We start from the raw sequence: 20,135 nt of genomic DNA, 5'->3' as shown, positions 1-20,135 counted from the left end.
GCCGATGAAACCCAACAGTGCACCAAGCAACCCAAAACACCACTTGCGGCTCTGACGTAAAGAGTTTTGCAGCATCGCTTCCGCGCGTGACCTCTGAAAGTTTGCGTGAAATCTGGAGGTCCATAGCGGAATTTGGGCTTTTCCAACGCTTTGCCCCTGTCGAAGTTGGCGGTGATCAGCGTTCCGCCAAAGAGTTCTGTGACCAGTTCATCGCGTTTGGCGAAGCCTGTCGCGACAACGGTTTGGCGATGGCTGTGATCTCGCAAATCTGGACCTTGCAGCAGCCTTTGATCCGCTTTGGAAGTCTACAGATCAAGGACACCAATCTGCCGGACTTGTTGACCGGAGAGGCGATTGGCGCATTTGCCCTGACCGAGACGGCGGCGGGGTCGGATGCCCTTGCCCTTCAGACCCGTGCCGAACGTGTTGAGGGCGGATATGTCCTGAACGGTAGCAAAGCCTTTGTCGGAATGGGGCCGGTCTGCGATTTCGCCATAGTCTTTGCCCAGACAGCGCCCGAAAAGGGTCGCTGGGGATTGTCAGCCTTTATCCTGCGCGCCGAAGATGAAGGTTTTATTCGACATCAGGGGCAGGAAAAGCTGGGGCTGAACTCTATCCCCTTGGGCCAGTTGGAACTTAACGACTGCCGCATTCCCGAAGACCGTCGGTTGGGGCCAGAAGGGTCCGGCGCGGCAATCATTCAATCTACGCTTGATTGGGAAAGAAGTTTCATTCTTACGTCGCAGGTCGGCGCCATGCGTCGGCAACTGGCGGACTGCGTCGAATTTTCAGCCTCTCGCAATTTGTTCGGGCAGGCCATTTCCGAATTTCAGTCTGTGTCAAATCGCATTGCCGACATGCGCGTGCGCCTGGAAACCTGCGAATTGATGTTACAGCGCGCCGCAGACCTGTACGACGCTGGAAAACCCCTCACACAGTTCGCAGCGATGGCGAACCTTCACATATCCGAGGCTTTCCTGAACTCAAGCACGGACGCGCTCAGGATTCATGGCGGACGCGGATACCTCCAAGGTTCGCCGAGCGGGGACGACGTGAAAGACGCGCTAGGCGGCGTGATCTACTCGGGCACCTCGGACATTCAACGTCAGATCATCGCAAAGATGGAAATTGGACAGCAGGCCCGGCCGGGCACGAAAGGGAGATCCGACCTATGACAAACACCCGCTTTTCGGAAAATCCAAGCGGAACCTTCCGTCGGATTGCCGCACAGATGACGCATTTTCTGCAGCTCGGGCTTGGTGCACTGGTCCTAATCACGCTGGCATCCACCGCCTACGCCCACAAATACAACGAAAGCTATGTGTATTTTGACGTGACTGAAGACAGCCTGAGCGGGCGCGTCGAAGCCACACTCACCGACCTTACCCGACTTCAACAAGGCACGGCGGACGTGGAGACAGCGTTGACACGGGACGAAGTCCTTGCTGCGCAGCAAGAGATCTTCGACTATTTCGAGGATCGCATGAACCTGTCGTCCGAAGGCCAGCCCTATCAGGTTGAGTTTGACGACATTTCGTTCCTCGACACTTCCGTCGACACTTTTGCCCAACTCCACTTCAAGGTTCTCGGCATTACCGAGACACCCACTACGATCCAGATGTCGTATGACGGGCTATTTTCGGACGTCGACCCAGCACATCGCGGATTTGCGTTGATTGGAAGCAACACGCGCAACGGCATGGACGAAAACGAAGCTTATATTTCGCTGATTTTTGCGCCTGGGGATGGTGAGAAGAACCTCTATCTGAACGACGAACCGACCAAGGATATTGCCCTGACTTTCTTTGAACACGGGGTTTGGCATATCTGGCTTGGTTTTGATCATGTCCTGTTCCTGCTGACGCTGCTACTGGGCGCTGTAATGCGGATCGAGAACCAGCGCTGGGTTCCGTCCGAAAGCATTCGCGACAGCCTGCGCGAGACTGTGAAAATCGTCACGGTGTTCACCGTTGCGCACACGATCACGCTGTGCCTCGCCACGTTTGAAGTCATCACACTGCCAGTGACGTTGGTCGAAGCGGTCATCGCTTTCTCGATTGCAGCAGTGGCCATTGGCAACCTGGTCCCTCGTTTCCACGCTGGGTCGTGGAAAGTGGTGTTCCTTTTCGGCATCTTCCACGGCTTTGGTTTTGCGAACGTTCTTGAACCACTTGGGCTGGATCCGACGCGCAAGGCGCTTGGTCTGGCGACGTTCAACATCGGCGTTGAAGTCGGACAACTTGCCATTGTGCTGGTGCTTTTCCCAATATTCTTCGCGTTGCGCCGATTGACGGCTTATCGCGTAATCGGGCTGCAATTCGGCTCGGTTGCGCTGATCGCGATTGCGGCCTTTTGGTTCTACGAACGCACGGTTGGCTGGTTTCCAGAGTTCGGCGAAACCTTGGCGCAGGTCGTCAACTGATGATCGATGCAGCTTACCTTGACCACGCAGTCAGGCACTATGCCAGGCTAACACCAGATGCGCCCGCTTTGCGGCTGCTGGGCAAGGTAACGACTTATGCGGACCTGAACACCGAGGTGGACAGGATTGCGGCGCTGCTGTTGGACCGTGGCACCCAAGCAGGGGACCGAGTGATACTCTGTTCAGCCAAGAGCCCAAGAGCCATAGCTGCGCTGCACGCAATTCTTCGCGTTGGGGCTGTCTATGTTCCTCTGGATCCAGCCGCCCCGGCAAAGCGTATCGCCACGCAAGTTTCAGCGATCTCGCCACGGCTTGTCCTGACAGATTCCGACCGAGTCGGTCACTTTTCGGACAGCTTCGCACCATCTCAGATCGTGGACATCTCGGAACCGCTGCCCAAGCTGAACGCGCAAAAGGCTCTGGAATCCCGGCAGTCGCAACGATCAGAGTTTGACGCAGCCTATATCCTGATGACCTCTGGGACGACCGGCACGCCAAAGGGCATCGTTCACACGCACCAAAGTGGCCTTGCCTATGCCAGAATGGCTGCAAATCTGTGTAATTTGACCGCGTCTGATCGTGTCAGTCACCACACCCCACTGCATTTTGACATGTCAATTTTCGACGTGTTCAGCACAGCCTTGGCCGGAGCGTGCTGTGTGATCATCCCTGAGATGCATGCCAAACTTCCGGCGTCGCTGTCTCAACTAACCGAACAAGAGAGCATTACGGTCTGGTATTCCGTGCCCTATGCCATAATCCAAATGTTGGAACGCGGTACGTTGGCAGATCGTAATCTGCAAGCTCTGCGCGTTGTCATGTTCGCGGGGGAAAAAATGCCGCCCGCAGCCCTCAAGGATTTTTCCGCGCACACACCGAACGCAAAGTTCCTTAACGCTTATGGACCAACCGAAACCAACCATTGTACGACTGCCACCTTCACCCATGACGATCTGGACGGCGTTGGACCGCTGCCGATTGGTCACCCAGACGTCGGCGTATCAGCCCGCATCGGAACAGAGGCAGTGGAACCGGATAGCGGGGAACTGCTTATCGCTTCTGATCAGGTGATGTCCGGGTACTGGAACAGACCGGATCAAAATCGGGCGGCTTTCTGCACATTGCCGGACGAAAGCGGGCAGCCAAGACAGTTCTACCGGACCGGGGACATCGTGCGCCGCGCCTTTGACGGGCAACTCATTTTGGTTGGGCGCAAGGACCGGCAGATCAAGCTCAGGGGGTTCCGCATTGAACTGGATGAGATTGAACTGGCACTGGTGAATATCCCTGACGTCACCGAAGCCGCCGCAATTCTGGTCGGAGACGAGATTCATGCCTTCGTGACCTGCAATTCTGACCCGGATTTGAACGCTATCCGATCCGATCTGGTTTCCGTGCTGCCGCAATACGCCGTCCCGCATCGGATAGGCAGTCTCAAGGCAATGCCGCGCACTTCGACCGGCAAAATCGACCGCAAAAAGCTAATAGGAATTGCAAATGAGCAACGAGCAGCCTGACTCACCAGACCAAGCATTGCGGCGCTACATTCAATCGACGCTTCTGGGCGGAAAACACGTATCCGACGATGAAGAACTTCTGCTGAGCGGAATGATCGACTCGCTCGGGGTCATGTCTTTGGTGTCTTTTGTCGAACAAAGCTACCAGATCGAAATACCCTTTGAAGATGTCACGCTGGAAAATCTGGCAACAATTAGCGCGATTTTGAGCTATGCGAAAACACGACAGAAAACGTGTGTGGGCTGATGGGCATGACTTTTCCCCTCACAGACAGCCAGATGCTGTTTTGGAAAGGCCATCTGCTTCATCCAAATAAACCGCTGTACAATATGGCCTGGCGGTTTGATCTGCATTTTGACTTGCAGCCAGATTTGTTCAGGGCCGCTTTTGCAGAAACGCTGCGGCAAAACGAAATCCTGAGAAGCGCGGTCCGTGATACGCCGGACGGTCCAAGACAATACGCCCTAGACGAAACCGGGGATTTGCTTGACGTCAGGGATCTCAGCTCTGACACGCAGCCAGAAAACAGGTTGGCGTCGGATTTACCTTCTTGGGTTCAGACCGCATTCGATCTGTCATCCGGGACCTTGCGAAGCCAGTTGGTCAAACTGGCTGAAACCCACTGGGTCTGGCTTGTTTGCCAGCATCACATTGCCTGTGACGCACAGTCGGGGGCGCTGTTGTTCGCGCAAGTCTCGCAACGCTATTCAAACCTGGAGCAGACCGGAAACAACAACGCCGAAGCTTTGCCGGGCTTTTTTCATAGCTCGGTGTTGCAAGCCCCTTCGCGATCAAACACGACCGTCGCTGCGCCAAAGTCATCCGCCCCCCCTTATGGCAGCAATCCAAAACGGGCGTCCGACTCGAAAAGATTTCCGATCACCGTAGAGCCCGAAGTTTTCACCGCACTCGAGAATGCAATCACGCAACAAGAGTTTCGGCTGTTTACCCCCGAACTGTCCCGCCTGGCCATCTATCTCACGGCTTACTTCGCCTACCTTCACCGAGTAACGGGTGATGAGCGGATTACGATCGGGCTGCCCTCACACAATCGTTTGACGCAAGAGGACCGCAACACCATTGGGCCTTTTGTCGAAGTCTTGCCGTTCTCGGTCGGGATCGAAGATACGGATACGCTGCGCACCCTTTACGACAAGATCAAAACGGGCCTTGGTACATTTCTGAAAAGTGCAAGGCCCGGTGCGGTATCACACGTCGACACGTCAGGCATCAGCGCCGTTTGCAACTACATCCAAGCGCGATTTGGCGGGTTTGCCGGGCGACCCGCCACCGTGGAATGGCTTCATAGTGGCGCACATGATGCCATGCACGCGCTGCGCCTTCATATCATGGATTTTGAAGGCAGCGCGTGCCCGAAACTCTTTCTGGATGTGCAGAATGAAGTTCTGGACTCAGTTTCCGAAGAAGATATGTCCACGCATTTTCTGCGTTGCCTGAAGGCTGTTCTATCGGATCTCCATACTCGAATTTCGACCGTCGGGCTTTCCGGTGACGTCCGAGACAAGGCTATTATACAGGGTCCGCTCGAAACTCCGTCCCCATTTGGGTCTGTGTTGGATGCATTTGTGGCGCAGGTCGAAAAAGACCCTCACTTGGTTGCGCTTTCCTGCGCGGATGAGGTGATGAGCTATGACAAGCTACACCAGCGCAGCGATCAGATCGCGGCCCACCTGTCTGGCTTGGGCATACCGAAAGCATCATGCATAGCCGTCCACCTGCCGCGATCATTCGACTTTATGGCGGCAGTTCTGGGTATTCTCAAAGCTGGCTGCTGTTTTGTCCCTATCGCGTCCAATCTACCCAAGGCGCGGGCATTAGAAATCTTGCAAGGGTGTCGGGCGGCGGCTGTATTCGTGGCACACGAAAACACGGGAACTTATCCGTGTCCGAGCATCTCGGCGGCCGAGACACTGAACCCGGCTAAGATCGACTTTTCAATCCGGCCCCAAGATACGGCCTATGTCCTGTTTACCTCTGGTTCGACCGGAATTCCGAAGGGCGTCGAAGTAAGCCACAAAAACTTGGCGCGGTATATCAACTGGGCCGCATACACCTTCGCGGGCAGCAATCCCGCACATTTCGCTTTCTTTTCGTCCGTGTCTTTCGATCTGACTCTGACGTCGATGTTTGTTCCGCTGATCACAGGAGGATCGGTCAGGATTTACCCGGAAAGATCCGACCCGGACTTGGCGGTTTTGGATGTCTTTGCCGATGACGCTGTCGACATCGTAAAACTGACCCCCTCGCATCTTGCTTTGGCCTGTAAGCAGGGGCAGCCGCTAACGCGCATACAAACACTGGTTCTGGGCGGTGAAAACCTAACCTCGCAACTTTGCAGGCAGGCTCGGGACGTTTTGTCTCCAAACTTGGAGATCATCAACGAATATGGCCCCACGGAAGCCGTCGTGGGCGCGATGCATCACGCATATGACCCCCGTGCCGACGCCGGGCCTTCTGTTCAAATTGGCCAACCTGCCTCGGGAATGTCGATCAGTATCCGGGATACCGCCCTGAATGTCTGTCCTTTGGGAATACCCGGCGAGATCGTGATCGGAGGGCGGCTGGCCCAAGGGTATTTTGGCAATCCTTCACTGTCTGCCGAGAAGTTTATGGACGATCCACTGAACCTTCAGGGTCGCGTCTACCGCACAGGCGACCTCGGTCGGATGACCAATGACGGGAAGGTCGAATATCTTGGCCGTAGTGATCAGCAGATCAAGAAAAACGGTGTCCGCCTGGAGACGGCTGAATATGATCGGGTACTACGGCGACTTTCCGGTGTCGACGCCGTTCATGTCGCGTTTTCCTCAGTGCAACCGGACACACAGCCAAGCCATCAGTGCATTCGCTGCGGCCTGACAAACACTGTTCCCGGAGTACGCTTCGAGGAAAACAACATTTGTACGATCTGCGCGGAATTCGACGACTATAAGGATCGCGCCGGAGCCTATTTCCAAACTGAACCCGAGCTTGAACGCCGGATTGTCGACGCCGCCAAATCCCGCAGGGGGCCGTATGATGCGGTCATGATGCTGAGTGGCGGCAAAGACAGCACCTACGCCGCATATCGTCTGGCCGCGCACACGCATCGCGTGCTCGCGGTTACTTTGGACAACGGGTATATCTCGAAGGAAGCAAAGGACAATATCCAAAGGGTTGTCAGTGACCTGAATTGGGATCACCGGTATCTGTCCACGGACAAGATGAACCAGATTTTCGTGGACAGTCTCAAGACTCATTCCAATGTCTGCCAAGGCTGTTTCAAAGCACTATACACTTTGGCCTTCCGCACGGCTCTGACCGAAGGCGCACCGATCGTCGTGACCGGGCTGTCCCGCGGACAGTTCTTTGAAACCCGGTTGACCCCCGAACTTTTTCGTCACGCGGCCCCGACATGCGGGCAGCTAGACGACTTGGTCACGAAAGCGCGCAAAGCGTATCACGCCGAAGACGATGAGGTGGCGCGGCTGCTGGAAACAGACGATTTGAAGGACGGGCGTTTCCTTAGCGAAGTAGAAGTGCTCGACATTTATCGATATATCGACGTGCCGGTATCAGAAATTTACGACTTTCTGGAAACACGAACCGCGTGGAAGCGGCCCTCGGATACCGGTCGATCCACCAATTGCCTTATCAACGATGCCGGGATTCATGTTCACAAGGCCCGTGAGGGGTTCCACAATTACGCGCTGCCTTATTCGTGGGACGTACGCATGGGGCACAAAACCCGCGAGCAGGCATTGGAAGAGTTGAACGACGAAATCGACACCGGGCGCGTGCAAGCCATCCTGGAAGAAATCGGCTTTGACGAACCTGTAGCGCGCGCCCCGAAACTAACCGTCTACGTCGCCGGTCACGGGCTGGTCGAACCGAATATCTGGGACACATTGCGTGAGAGCCTGCCACGCGAAATGCTGCCAGACCAGATTGTGATCCTTGAAAACATGCCGATCAATGGCAACGGAAAGGTAGACACATCACGGCTGCCCGCTGGGTCTTGGCGCAGTCAACCGCAAGAAGCACATGTAGCCCCGGAAACCGAAACTCAGCGCCGCCTGGCCTCAATCCTCAAAAACGTCTTGGGGGTTGCCGAAATCAGCGCCACCCGGGAATTCTTCGATCTTGGCGTGGACAGCATTACCGCCATAGAAATAGCGATGAGAGCCAACGAAATGGGTCTGAACCTGCCCGCGACCGCATTGTTCGAGCATCGCACTCTCAGGGCACTGGCCGATTACGCTGACACCTTGCCTGCTGAACAAACCAATGCCGACGACCACACACCACTGGTTGATCTGGATGACGACGAACTTTTCCGCATCACGGAGGCATTGGACTGAAATGGGCCTTCCCAAGGGTGTAGTAGATATCCTGCCATTGACGCCAGCACAGCAGGGAATGTTATTTCACTCGGTCGGCGACACTCGTCAGCTTGGGCAATATGTGGCTGTGATTAGCTGTTCCCTGAACGGACCGCTGGAACCGGAACGCCTGAAGCGCGCCCTGAACGCCGTACTCGTCGAACGTGACGCCTTTCGTGCCGGGTTCGTCTGGAAAGGTGTGAAGCAACCAGTGCAGGTCATCCGTGAACAGGTTTCCCTACCATGGATCGAGCTGGATTGGACCACTGCGAAAGACGTCGAACAGAAGTGGTCAGACCTGTTGCGGCTAGAACAGATCCGTCAGTTTGACCTGACAAAACCACCGCTGATGACGGCGACGCTGATCAAGATTTCGACCAACGCGTGGCGGCTTGTCTGGACGGTCCACCACCTGATCAGCGACGGTTGGTCGACCGGAGTCGCCCTTCAAGATTTATGTAAGCATTACCAAGGTCTAAAAGCAGATCAACCCAAGGCACCGCCCTTCAGAACCTATCTCGCCTGGCTGCGAAATCAGCATAACCTGACAGACACTGACTTTTGGAAAACCCAGTTTCACGGTCTGGAGGATTCAAGTGTCTTCCCCCGACCAGACGCACATTCAGGCGGCTCGGTGCAAGTCTGGCGGTCTGAAACGCTCGGCAGCGATGTGATGTCGTCCATCGAAAGCTTGGCCGGTCAACTCAGGGTCACATCAAACAGTATTCTGTCTGCAGCGTGGGCTTTGGAATTGCGGCGTTTGCTACAACAGGACGACGTTGTTTACGGAACGACGACGGCAGGCCGTCCGGCTGAAATCGCCGGGATCACAAGGGCTGTAGGCGCATTCGTCAACACACTGCCTGTTCGGTGCAAAATAAACCCATCGGACTCGGTCCGGGATTTCCTGCGAAACCATGCCCAAGCGGAACTTAATCGCCGCAAGCACGAATTTGCTTCGCTTTCTGAAGTGCAGGCTTGCGCCCCGATCGCCAGTGGCTCACCGCTGTTTGATACGATGTTCGTGAACGAAGGGCTTGGCGCCCAAAGTGTCGATCTCGGAGAGGTTGAGGTCTGCGACCTGAAAACCTCGCAGTTCAGCAACTATCCTCTTACGGTACTTGTGACGCCGCAAAAGAAGCTAACGGTCGAAATCTACCATGATCCCGAGATCATTCAGGCCAAGACGGTCGACGCGATATTTTCCGGCTACAAGAACATTCTATCGGCGATAATCAAGAACCCCGAAGTTGCGATCAAGAACCTGTTGCAGCGATCGCAAAACGCCATAGAACTGCGACCCGAACCCCGGCATTTCGACGTCGTTCAACAGTTTTTGTCGCACGCGCAGCAGACTCCGGATGCCCCTGCGATCTCTGACGGGCAGGGAACGACGACCTACGCCGCGCTTTCACTGCGCGCACGACAGATCGCCTTGGCGCTGAAGGAAGCAGGTGTTGAGAAATCCGATATCGTGCCAGTTGCCCTACCTCGGGGCACCGAGGCCATTTCCGCATTTCTAGGGGTGATGATGTCAGGCGCGGCCTATGTGCCGTTGGACATGGATTACCCACCACATCGCATCACGCAGATGTTGGATACGATCCAGCCTCGGTACATTGTCACGGATGCAAGCATGGACGGTCTCCTGCCCGACACCGATGCCAAGATCGTCACGTTGGGGTCGCTCGGTGATGCAATGGACGTGACCGAAGTGGAGTTCGGCGAGCGTGCCTATGTCATGTTCACATCGGGGTCGCAGAACCAGCCCAAGGGGGTCGAGATATCCCGTCAAGGTCTGGCCATTTCAACCGCCGCTCGTGACAACATCTACGGGACGCCGCCAAAGGTATATCTGCTTTTGTCCTCGTTGGCCTTCGACAGTTCGGTTGCAGGCATCTACTGGACGTTGGGCGCGGGCGGACACCTTGTCGTCGCGGACAATCGCAGCGAACAAGAGCCATACAAGCTCGGGAAGTTGATCTCGCAGCACCGCGTTACGCATACACTTTGCTTGCCGGGACTGGCGCAGGTTTTGCTGACAGCCGTGCCAGGCGGTGATCTTGGCAGTCTGGAAACACTGATCACGGCAGGAGAGCCGCTTTACCCCAGCCTCGTAAGGCAATGCCGCACGATCCTGCCGGATTGTCGTCTGGTCAACGAATACGGGCCAACCGAAGCAACAGTCTGGTGCACGTCCTACGACGCCACAAACCACACAGGGGAAGGCGATATTCCCATCGGATCGGGAATTCCCGGCACCTGGGTCGGAATTGTGCACAAAGACGATTGCCCAGCCGAGACCGGACAGGTCGGAGAAATCGTCGTGGCGGGACAAACTGTTGCGCTCGGCTATCTGAATGACCCCGACCAGACCCAAGAGAGTTTCTTCAATATTGGCCCAGAGAGTATCCGCGCCTACCGGACCGGAGATTTAGGTGTCGAAGATGCGTCAGGTCGCATCCTGTTCTTGGGCCGCAAGGACTCGCAGGTCAAAATTCGAGGGCACCGCATCGAGCTGACGGAAATCGAAGCGGCAGCCAGCTTTGTTGCAGGCGATCTGCGAGTGGCCGCAGTTGTTCTGGAACGCTCAGATTCAAAAAGCATAGGCGTTGCCGTCGAAAGCCCGCCAGACGCCAAACTCTGCGACACCGTCCGCCGGCATCTGGAAGCGACACTGCCTACCCCGTTTCACCCAAATGCTGTCGTTTGCATTGAGACGTTTCCAAACCTTCCCAACGGGAAGACGGATCAGACATCGCTTGCTTCGATCGTTGCGCGTTCCGTTGGTAATCAACCCGGTGCCGCACCCAAAGATGCCTTGGAAACGTTGGTCGCAGAGGTTTTTTCGGATGTTTTACGCATCCCTTGCCCGTCTCGCGACGCAAACTTTTTTGACCTCGGCGGAGACAGCCTGGCCACGATCGCAGCCTTTTCCAAGGGTCAGGACGCCGGGCTGCTGTTTGAACCCACCGATCTGTTCAGTTGCCCCACCGTTGCGGAATTGGCCAAGCGAATACGTGACCGAGAAGTGGACCAGTCATTTTCCGAAGATGACAGCACGTTTCAGATCTCCAATCCTGGCGACGGCAAGACAACCGTTGTCATAGCGCATTGCTCTGTCCAGTTCTGTCGCTATATGGCGCGCAGCCTCGGCCCGGATTGTTCCGTCGTTCTTGTTCGCAGTCACCGTACACAGGGAATGGCGGTCCCCTACGGGAAATCGTTTAGCGATCTGGCATCCGACACGATTTCGCATCTGGCGCAATCCTCCAACACAGGTCCGGTTGTGCTATGCGGCTATTCGGCGGGATGTCCGATGGTTATGGAAATGGCCAAGAAACTTGGGCCGGAAACTGTGAAGGGAATGGTTCTGTTAGACCCGCCTTTCAAAATGGTCGGGGCCGAACCTGCCCTACAGCCACTGTATTTCCGGACCTACAAAAGATGGAGGTACCTGTTCAAAGGGTTCAAACGCAAAGTCAAAGCTCGCCGCATATTGCCGAGGATCAAAACCTCTCTGGCACAAGAGCCCGAGTCCGAAAAGTTCCGCATCCAAGCTGTTGAAATCGTTCACGCCCTGGCGATCAGCGATTTTCGCGTACCCCAATTTGATCGACCTGCCCATGTGTTTCTGACCAGAGGGAACCCCTCACTGCGGTCTGGCGACGTTCTGGACACGCATTTACGCCAAAAGACATGTCACCCCCTGGACATGAAACACGTAGAGCTTATGCGGCGACCAGATGCCTTTGTGACCGTCGCTGCCGCGCTCAGGGACCTGATAGATCAACCCGTTCAATCGGACAAAAGCGCTTGATCCTTCAGAACGGAAAAAGTGGTGCGGGTGGAGGGACTTGAACCCCCACGCCTTGCGGCGCCAGAACCTAAATTTCACGAGTATTCAATTTAATCAAACTCTTAGCCTTAAAGTTTCCCAAGACATATCGTGAACAAAGACGGAAACTGGGAAACCCTATACCAAGACAGTTCATTTCGTGGTTTGCTTCCACAATGGGCAGTGCCCAAGTAAACTACCAATCTCATTGGCGATCACTACCAAATGCCGGACTTTCGTCAGGTTTACGCAAGTGAGTTAGTCGCGCAACAAAACTGAGATCAACATGGATGAGTGTGCTGTTAAGCTAAACCCGAATCAAACTATATGAAAAACCAAAGTTTCCATATGTGGCCATGTGGAAAATCGTTTATCACAAATTGCGTAACCGAGCGTAGGCAGAAATGGTACAAAGCGCACATATTGGCATCAGCAAGGCTATTTCTGACAGTGAAATCAACATTTTTCAGGTTTACGGCGAACGTCGATCCGGTACAAATTTCATTGAAAAATTGATTAAGAAAAACACCACTTTAAAACCTGTTAGTAGGTTTGGATGGAAGCATGGCATACCCACTTATCCAATACTACCAAGCTGTTGTCTTTTCATCGTAGTCGTGAGAAATCCAAAGGATTGGCTCCAAAGCTTTTATCGTGCTCCCTTTGAGGTGGACCCTGGGATTTCTAAGCTATCTTTTTCGGATTTCATACGAGCTGAATGGGAAAGTATTTATACCCCCTTGGATTCAGGTTGGTCTAGGCATGGGTACGATTTGAATTATCGATTGGGCCGTGGCGAAATCCTTCAGTTGGATCGTCACCCTATTGAAGGGCGCAGGTACAAAAATGTTCTGGAGTTGAGAAGTGTAAAGTTGGCTGGGCATCTTTCGATTTTAAATCGAGGAGTTAACGCACTGATTGTGCGTTATGAAGATATTGTAAACACAACAAGTGATTTACTATTTTTACTAGCAACGGAATTTGGAATACGGTGCAAAACTACTCCCACTCCGGTTAAAAATAGAGTTGGACCAAGCTCGACGCGCCCGAACGCAGACACGATGTTTAAACCAGAAGACTTAGATCACATAACTCAAAATTTGGACCTCAAGTTAGAAGCTCGTTGCGGTTACTCGATTTAGACCCCGTTCTGGGAAATTTTGGTTTTTCCTATCTCAAAATTCGTTGAGGCAACAATAAGAGATATTTTTCAATATCTTCTAATGTTAATTTTTCTCTTCTGACAAACTCCTCCAAACAAAGACTGGCGAGATCAAATGCGCCAACAACACTGTCTGCCAAGATACAAAGCTTAGATAATTGCTCGTCGCTGAAAGATTGTAGGGTTCGAAGATCTCGGATGAAGAACGCATCCCCATCCACTATCTGAGAAAACGCTCGTCGCCGAAACTTCGTTCTTAACGAACGGCTACCCAAAACAGGTTTCAAGAAATCGAAGCTATGGAAAATGAATCCTTGATCTCTCAGCTCCCTCTCAAGATCACCGAATGTTGGTTCCTTTTCATACAATGGAAAAAAGCGAACTTCAGTTTGAACAATCATTGCTTCAGCTAGCTTATTTCGAGCATTTGAAATAACGTTTAACTCTCCACCTTGAATATCGATCTTCAAAAAATCGATGGGGGGCACGACTCCCAAGTCATCTAGCCGATCGGTAGAGATACTTTCCACATCTGCTATCTGCATCGGTCTTTTGAATCCGAGGTAGGTTGCACTTTTTAGGTCAGGCTGAAAAAGCGAAGAAAATCCAGAGTGCCTCGTCAGAAAAAGTCTTTCTTGCCCACCATCTCCAAGTGCTCGGCAGTGATAAGTTTCGTTAGATGCGGCTTTACTCAAAAGTTCTTGGTGAGCTTCAGGATTTGGTTCGAAGCCAACTACTTCAGCTTGGCCGTGTGCAAGCAGGTGTAGATAAGAGGGATCACCTTCTATTGGGTTTGCACCAACATCAACAATTTTAACAGGTTGGAAATACTCTAGTCGATCTATTAACCACACCAGCCTTTCAGTTTTTTCGTTGTTTTCATCAATATTTACTCGGCCACGAACGGGCGATTCTTTAGCCCTATCAAGTGTCCTCGACAGTGCCCTGCCTACATGATCCGGTGACGTTGCCAGTATTTTTCTCAATCGGTTTTTCTTCAAGTAACCCTTTTGACCACCTTGAATTCGTTCATATATTTTCGCCATCGGAACTGAAGGGTGTACAACAAGTGTGTCATCATGGCGTTTTTCAACGATTTCATGCAAGTGAGGAGGGTTTGTATCAAAATAGTCTCGGTGAAAAATATCCACATAGTCATAGAGATCAGTAACGTCGAAGCCTCCTTTGTGAGCAGCGGTCGAGAGTATGGCTTCATCGTTTACGCGAAGTGGTAAATGGTGGTTTTGAACCCTTTTCCTAAGCGAGAACATTTCGGGGATCAAATCTGCGCTTACTCGGGTGAACGGAAAAATACATCCATAGTTCGCGTCTTCTCCAATTTGCGCCAGTGGCTTTGAGAACTTGCGCGGTCTATCAAACCTTCGCAAATCAGCAGCAACTGCGTCACTATTATTTCCTTGCAGGATGGCTTTAACCTTTTTCGCTCCGGCATCGCTCAAAAAAACATCGGACTCTATCAAACAAAAATAATCATAACCTGAAAGTTGGTTTGCAGCGGCATAATAGCAGTAGTCTCCGCACAGCCAGCCCCAGTCTCGTGGATGAATTTTGAATTGCCAATCTGCCAGAACGGATTTTGACAAAGAAACTTTTGTCGCGTCTGGGTAGTCTAGGACGCCTTTTGTTTCGTCGCATACAACAAACGTGTTGGGTGAAACATTGCTTCTCAGACAGTCTAAGAGCCTCTGAGTTTGCAAGTTACGTTCGTGAGTTCTCACAAGGAAGGCAGTTTTTTCTATGGTCATAAGAGACTTTTGGAATCGAATACAGGCTTTGGCAACCAGACCTATCAACTAGACAGCTGCGAGTTCTCTAACGGAATTAAACGTATTTGTTCGGACAGCAACTTTGCATTGGATTAAGAACCTGCCGTTTCCCTGTCATAAATGCTTTGTAGCACGTTTCAAGAACGAAAGGTGAAAACGGGAAACAGTATGGGAAACTTTCTGCAAACGGGACTAGGCAAAGGCATCAACAAGAATATTTTTATCTCTTAATTTCAATATGGTGCGGGTGGAGGGACTTGAACCCCCACGACTTGCGTCGCCAGAACCTAAATCTGGTGCGTCTACCAATTTCGCCACACCCGCATCGCTGACATCACCTGTCAGATTGACCGGCTCAATAGCAAAGCTTGAAACCAAGTGCGAGAGGGAAATTGAGCCAACATGAAAGATTATTAAACACAGCCCCGTAGCGTCACGTGGGCAGTGCCTTCTCTGGTCAGTTCCAGCCGGGCAGGTAGCTTACCTTGCCGCCGTTCAAGTACGGCTATCCGCCCCCCTCAAAAGAGATTCGGAGGTCGTTGCACCCATTTTTCAGGGCCCCGAAAGATTCTGAAGCGCCCGTCAGGGAATGCCGCTGCGACATTGGAAACCTTCAATAAATCCTCTGCCAAGTCACAGATTCTTGCGTAGCTGCAAGGCTTCAAAGCCCCCGCATCACATTTGCGCCACATTTCAAACGCCAAAAAATCTTATTCGCGTCAAACAAATTCCGCCTTGCCAGTAATTGATGGAGGCAAGGACTTAGTGAGTCTTTTTGCCCTCGGGCACCGTACGAGTTTTTCTGCTCAACTCTAAAACAAGGGTCGGAAACTGTGACCAATTTGATGACTTCTGCCGCAGCCGAGCAAGACGCCGTTGGTCTTGCACGCGAAAGTTTTCTTGGTGAACTCAAAACCCTGAGCCGCGACCACCCGGACACGGGTTTTGGGGTCGCGCTGCGCACACATTCTGGCGGGCATTACCTGCTCGCAAACTCACGAATGCCGTTGCCCGAAACCAAGTCTGCGGGGTTCCCGACCGGACGCCGTGTCGCCTGCCTTGAGAACAGTGAGCAGTTCAGCTCGATCGAAGTTCTCGCCGACGAGCGCGCGTTCGAGAAGATTTCCCCAAGCGCCGAAGCTGCCATTCTGGGCAACGCTTTGAATTTGATTGCTCGCATTGACACGCTGACCAGTACTCCGACCGACCATGGACAGCATCACATGGCGGCGACAGGAACCGGAGGCTAACCATGGCGCGCAACGACCATCTTCTGTCTGTCGGCAATGAAGCGCTGACGCCAATGACCTCGGCAATGGCTGCGCTGACGACGCAGATTGACCAACTGACAGAGGTGGCAGACGCCCGTTCCTCTGCCCGTCTCGCTACCCTCAAGACGCGCATGGAAAACTTCTCGGCCAGCGTTACGCTGGTTGGGCAGGTCAAGGCTGGGAAGTCCTCGATTGTGAACATCCTTGCCGGGCGCCCTGCGCTGCTGCCATCGGATGTAAACCCGTGGACATCGGTGGTAACCACACTGAACATCAACACCCGCACCGAAGGCGACACAAAGTCCAAGTTCACATTCTTCGAGCAGGAAGAGTGGGACAACCTGATGGTCGGCGGGGGTCGTTTGGGCGAACTGGCGAACCGGGCCGGTGCCGATGACGAAATGGACGATATCCGCCGTCAGATCGGCGAGATGAAGGCCAAGTCAGAGGAACGTCTGGGCAAACATTTCGACCTGATCCTTGGTCAGAGCCATCAGTATGACTATTTCGACGAAGAACTGATTCAGCGGTACGTCTGTCTGGGCGATCAAGACGACCCGGACATCAACCCAAAGACCGGGCGGTTTGCGGACGTGACCAAATCTGCGGAACTGTTCATGGACATTCCGCAATATCCGATCTCGTTGAAACTCTGCGATACGCCCGGCGTCAACGATACTTTCATGGTGCGCGAGCAGATTACCCTTCGCAGCCTGCGCGGGTCCGAAGTATGCATTGTTGTTCTGGCGGCAAGCCAAGCTCTGACGACGATGGACATGGCGCTGATGCGGATTATCGCCCAGTTTGAGAACCGTCAGATCATCTTGTTCGTAAACCGGATCGACGAACTGGCAGATCCGGTCACCCAAGTCCCTGAAATTCGCGACCGAATTCAGGACACTTTGAAGCAGAACAATATCGACACCAACACCAGCGTCGTATTCGGCAGCGCTCTTTGGGCAGAAGCCGCCATAACCGGAAACCCTGATATTCTGAATGAAGATTCCCGTCAGGCGCTGAACACATTCTATCTGGCCGCTGGGTTCGGAGATCAGGCGCCTTCGCTGGATAAGATTTGGGCGTTGTCCGGCCTGCCGGATCTGCTGTTGGCTATGAACGAACGCATTGCAGATGGTGCCGGTAACCGTCTTCTGGACCGAGTCCGGCACAAGGCCCGCAACATCGCGAGCCAAATCCGTGCCACTGCGGTCGCCAAAAGCCTGTCCGCCGGTGAAGGCGTTGTTCGTGATCTGGATGGCGTATCCACCGAAGACGCAATCGCGCAAGTCGCTGAGCAATATGATAAGAAAGCGGCTGAACTGACCTCATCCCTGCGCGAAAAAGTACTTGAGAGACTGACCTCCGCCGAGGCCAACTTTGTCAAACGGGCAACAGATTCTCTGATAGCTCATCTTGAGCAAAACGGCGAGGAAGGTACTTGGCAATACGACCCCGCAGGGCTGCGGACCCTGCAAAAAGCGGCCTATTTCAGCTTTGCTCGTTCGATGCGCAAAGAGGCCGGGGCGTTGTATGGCGCGGCAGCAGCCGACATCGAAGCCCTCTACCAGAAACTACTGGGCAACCATTTGGGCGAATTCACGATCGAAGCGCCTATTGTTCCCCGTGTGCCGCCGCCGTTGGGGATCGGACGCACCATCGCCCTGGACCTTCAAAGCACCTGGTGGCGCCGCTGGTGGCAGCGTCGAAAGGGATTTGAAGCCTATGCAGCGGACTACACTCGTCTGATTGCATCCGAAGCAAACTCGATCACCAAGGATATCGAAGAACATCAGATTGCAGCCGTCCTTGAGAACGTTCGGGCCAGCCTGTCGGATTTCATGCGTGAGCAGAAAGAAACGTTGCTGAGCATTTCAGCAGCGGCCGAAAAAGACCCAAGCCGCAATGCAGCATTGATGGCCGGTATGACGGCAAGAAAATCACCCGACGACATACTGGGCGACATCCTAAAAGATCTTAGCAACGAGGCAGCATAAGTAGCGATATGGCAAAAGATTCACAAACCCGCTTCGTCTCTAACAAAAAATGGGAACGCATCGAGCAGTGGTCCCGGCGCAAACCCGTGTTCGCTCTGATGGGCGAGTTCAGCGCCGGAAAATCCACATTGATGAACTTTCTTTTGCGCTCGCACGCATTGCCCACACAGGTGACGGCGACGCAGTTGCCCCCGGTTTGGTTTAGTTGGGGCAAGCAATCCGCCTATGTGCAAGGTCACGATGGCAGCCGCGAAAATATCGGGTTGGATCAGCTTGAATCTGTTGGGGTAAACGACGCCCAGTTCGTTCGCATTTTCCTGGAATCAGACATTCTGGAAGCTGTTGATCTGATCGACACGCCCGGCATTTCGGATCCCAAGATATCAGACGATGTCTGGCGGCGGGCGGTCGGCCAGGCAAATGGGGTGCTGTGGTGCACCCACGCTACGCAAGCCTGGCGCGAAACCGAGAGGGCAACATGGGTTTCCCTTCCCGAGAGACTTCAGAACAACTCGTTGCTGCTGGTCACGCGGGCCGATGTTCTGGGTTCCAAAGACCGCCAGAAGGTACTGCGCCGCGTCAATCGCGAGGCAGGACACTTGTTTAACCGCTCTATCCTGTTTTCAGCGCGGGACGCTATTGTCGCCCGAGACAAAAGCGGTGACGCCGAGCTGTGGGCACGCAGTGGCGGCGGAAAGATGGTCGACAGTTTTCTTGAGATTACTGAGCAAATCATGGGCAATCGCGCCGAAATTCTGTCTCGTTACCAAATAGATAGCGGCCTTCAGGCTTCGACGCGCGTGCAACCGCTTCGACCTGAAAAATCCGCGAGTGGTTCCAGCCATTCGCGGCCACTGAAACTGGTCGATCCCGTTCAGGCCGAGGACCCATCGGCAGCCAACGACGAGGTTGTGACCAATTTTCCAGTGCGCCCTGCCCGCGTTGAAGCGCGGTCGGGCGAAGCGGAACGGGCACCCAGAATCGACGCTGGCGAGGCTGATCGTTTGAGGGCCGAAATGGGAGCAGCGCCACTGGCGGATACACCCGAACAGGAAGATGATCTGCGCGCGTTCTTCAAGGAATCGCCCAGTCAAAACCTCAACCTCACCGATTTGCACTCGTCATCGATCGAAGCAGACCAGATCGACCCGATAAGTGATGAGGAATTTGGTGACGATGCCGGGATTGAACTGACATCTGCAGCCGAGTTGGACCAACCGGACGATGCTGCGTCCGAGCCGGACGCCTTTGTGGAGTCGCTGGAAGGCAAGCTGGCAAACCTGCCCGAACAAGCCGAGATCGAGGAAGAAGTAGCTGAAAGCCAGCCCGCAGACGTTTCCGTTTCCTCTATCGCTGCGCTGATGGCTGAACAAACCTCCGACACAGACGATGAGTTTGAACCGGAACCTGAATCAAACGACCTGCACGACATGCAAGTCGTGCCACTAACTAATGTCGAAGCATTGAACGGGCCGGAGCAGAACGAGCGGCTTGAGGATCTATTGAACGTTCCCGCCGGAACGCTGATTAGCGCGGCGGCAATGTGGCGCGAGATCACGCAGGACGAAGAACTGCCCCAAGACGCAGATGGATTGAAAACAATGTTCCAGTCCTTCCTTCAGGAATTCGACCAGATCGCGGCAGAACATAACGCGCGCAGTTCCAAGGGAACGATGCCGACCATCCCGAAACCCGACAAAAACAACGGCCCGGAATGGCATGTGTTGTAGATATCACTAAGGCAGAGAAACAGGACGCAAG

Annotated in this window: 11 protein-coding genes and 1 tRNA gene; 10 read left to right on the top strand and 2 right to left on the bottom strand. The window is 53.7% G+C overall.

Annotation, left to right across the window (positions count from 1 at the left end):
• The first annotated feature begins 17 nt into the window (after positions 1 to 17).
• The 7 genes from ACR0KS_RS17980 (at position 18) to ACR0KS_RS17950 (ending at position 13,302) form a co-directional block, all read left to right on the top strand.
• Positions 18 to 1,175: an acyl-CoA dehydrogenase family protein gene (locus tag ACR0KS_RS17980; protein ID WP_170485880.1), complete on the top strand. Its 1,158-nt coding sequence runs from the start codon at positions 18 to 20 to the stop codon at positions 1,173 to 1,175.
• A complete protein-coding gene (locus ACR0KS_RS17975) occupies positions 1,172 to 2,422 on the top strand; it encodes a HupE/UreJ family protein (RefSeq protein ID WP_170415924.1) in 1,251 nt (416 codons plus the stop codon). The genes ACR0KS_RS17980 and ACR0KS_RS17975 overlap by 4 nt, the downstream gene beginning before the upstream one ends.
• On the top strand, positions 2,422 to 3,939 hold the full coding sequence (locus ACR0KS_RS17970) for an amino acid adenylation domain-containing protein (protein ID WP_170415927.1): 1,518 nt from the start codon (positions 2,422 to 2,424) through the stop codon (positions 3,937 to 3,939). The genes ACR0KS_RS17975 and ACR0KS_RS17970 overlap by 1 nt, the downstream gene beginning before the upstream one ends.
• Entirely contained in the window at positions 3,920 to 4,186 is a 267-nt protein-coding gene (locus ACR0KS_RS17965) for an acyl carrier protein (protein WP_170415929.1), read from the top strand. Before ACR0KS_RS17970 ends, ACR0KS_RS17965 begins: the two co-directional genes overlap by 20 nt.
• A gap of 5 nt (positions 4,187 to 4,191) precedes the next feature.
• On the top strand, positions 4,192 to 8,301 hold the full coding sequence (locus tag ACR0KS_RS17960; protein ID WP_170563292.1) for a non-ribosomal peptide synthetase: 4,110 nt from the start codon (positions 4,192 to 4,194) through the stop codon (positions 8,299 to 8,301).
• Position 8,302: 1 nt separating this feature from the next.
• Positions 8,303 to 12,142, top strand: a complete 3,840-nt coding sequence (locus ACR0KS_RS17955) for a non-ribosomal peptide synthetase (RefSeq protein WP_170563294.1) — start codon at positions 8,303 to 8,305, stop codon at positions 12,140 to 12,142.
• A 422-nt stretch (positions 12,143 to 12,564) separates the two neighbouring features.
• Positions 12,565 to 13,302, top strand: coding sequence for a hypothetical protein (locus ACR0KS_RS17950; RefSeq protein WP_170485884.1), 738 nt, complete (start codon positions 12,565 to 12,567; stop codon positions 13,300 to 13,302).
• A gap of 28 nt (positions 13,303 to 13,330) precedes the next feature.
• Here the strand turns inward: ACR0KS_RS17950 and ACR0KS_RS17945 are convergent, their stop codons facing one another.
• Both ACR0KS_RS17945 and ACR0KS_RS17940 read right to left on the bottom strand, forming a co-directional pair.
• A complete protein-coding gene (locus ACR0KS_RS17945) occupies positions 13,331 to 15,088 on the bottom strand; it encodes an FkbM family methyltransferase (RefSeq protein ID WP_170485885.1) in 1,758 nt (585 codons plus the stop codon).
• Positions 15,089 to 15,348: 260 nt separating this feature from the next.
• Positions 15,349 to 15,433 (bottom strand) — tRNA-Leu (locus ACR0KS_RS17940).
• A gap of 521 nt (positions 15,434 to 15,954) precedes the next feature.
• Here ACR0KS_RS17940 and ACR0KS_RS17935 point away from each other — a divergent pair.
• Genes ACR0KS_RS17935 through ACR0KS_RS17925 form a run of 3 tightly spaced genes read left to right on the top strand, consistent with a single transcriptional unit; the run spans position 15,955 to position 20,104 of the window.
• Entirely contained in the window at positions 15,955 to 16,359 is a 405-nt protein-coding gene (locus ACR0KS_RS17935) for a hypothetical protein (RefSeq protein ID WP_480681469.1), read from the top strand.
• A 2-nt stretch (positions 16,360 to 16,361) separates the two neighbouring features.
• Positions 16,362 to 18,374 carry a dynamin family protein gene (locus tag ACR0KS_RS17930; protein ID WP_170485886.1) on the top strand — a complete coding sequence of 671 codons (2,013 nt, stop codon included), beginning with the start codon at positions 16,362 to 16,364 and terminating at the stop codon, positions 18,372 to 18,374.
• Positions 18,375 to 18,382: 8 nt separating this feature from the next.
• Positions 18,383 to 20,104, top strand: coding sequence for a dynamin family protein (locus tag ACR0KS_RS17925; protein ID WP_170485887.1), 1,722 nt, complete (start codon positions 18,383 to 18,385; stop codon positions 20,102 to 20,104).
• The last annotated feature ends 31 nt before the right edge of the window (positions 20,105 to 20,135 follow it).

It is taken from the genome of Ruegeria sp. BC7 (genome assembly GCF_056539165.1).
This window is presented reverse-complemented; position numbering and strand designations above follow the sequence as displayed.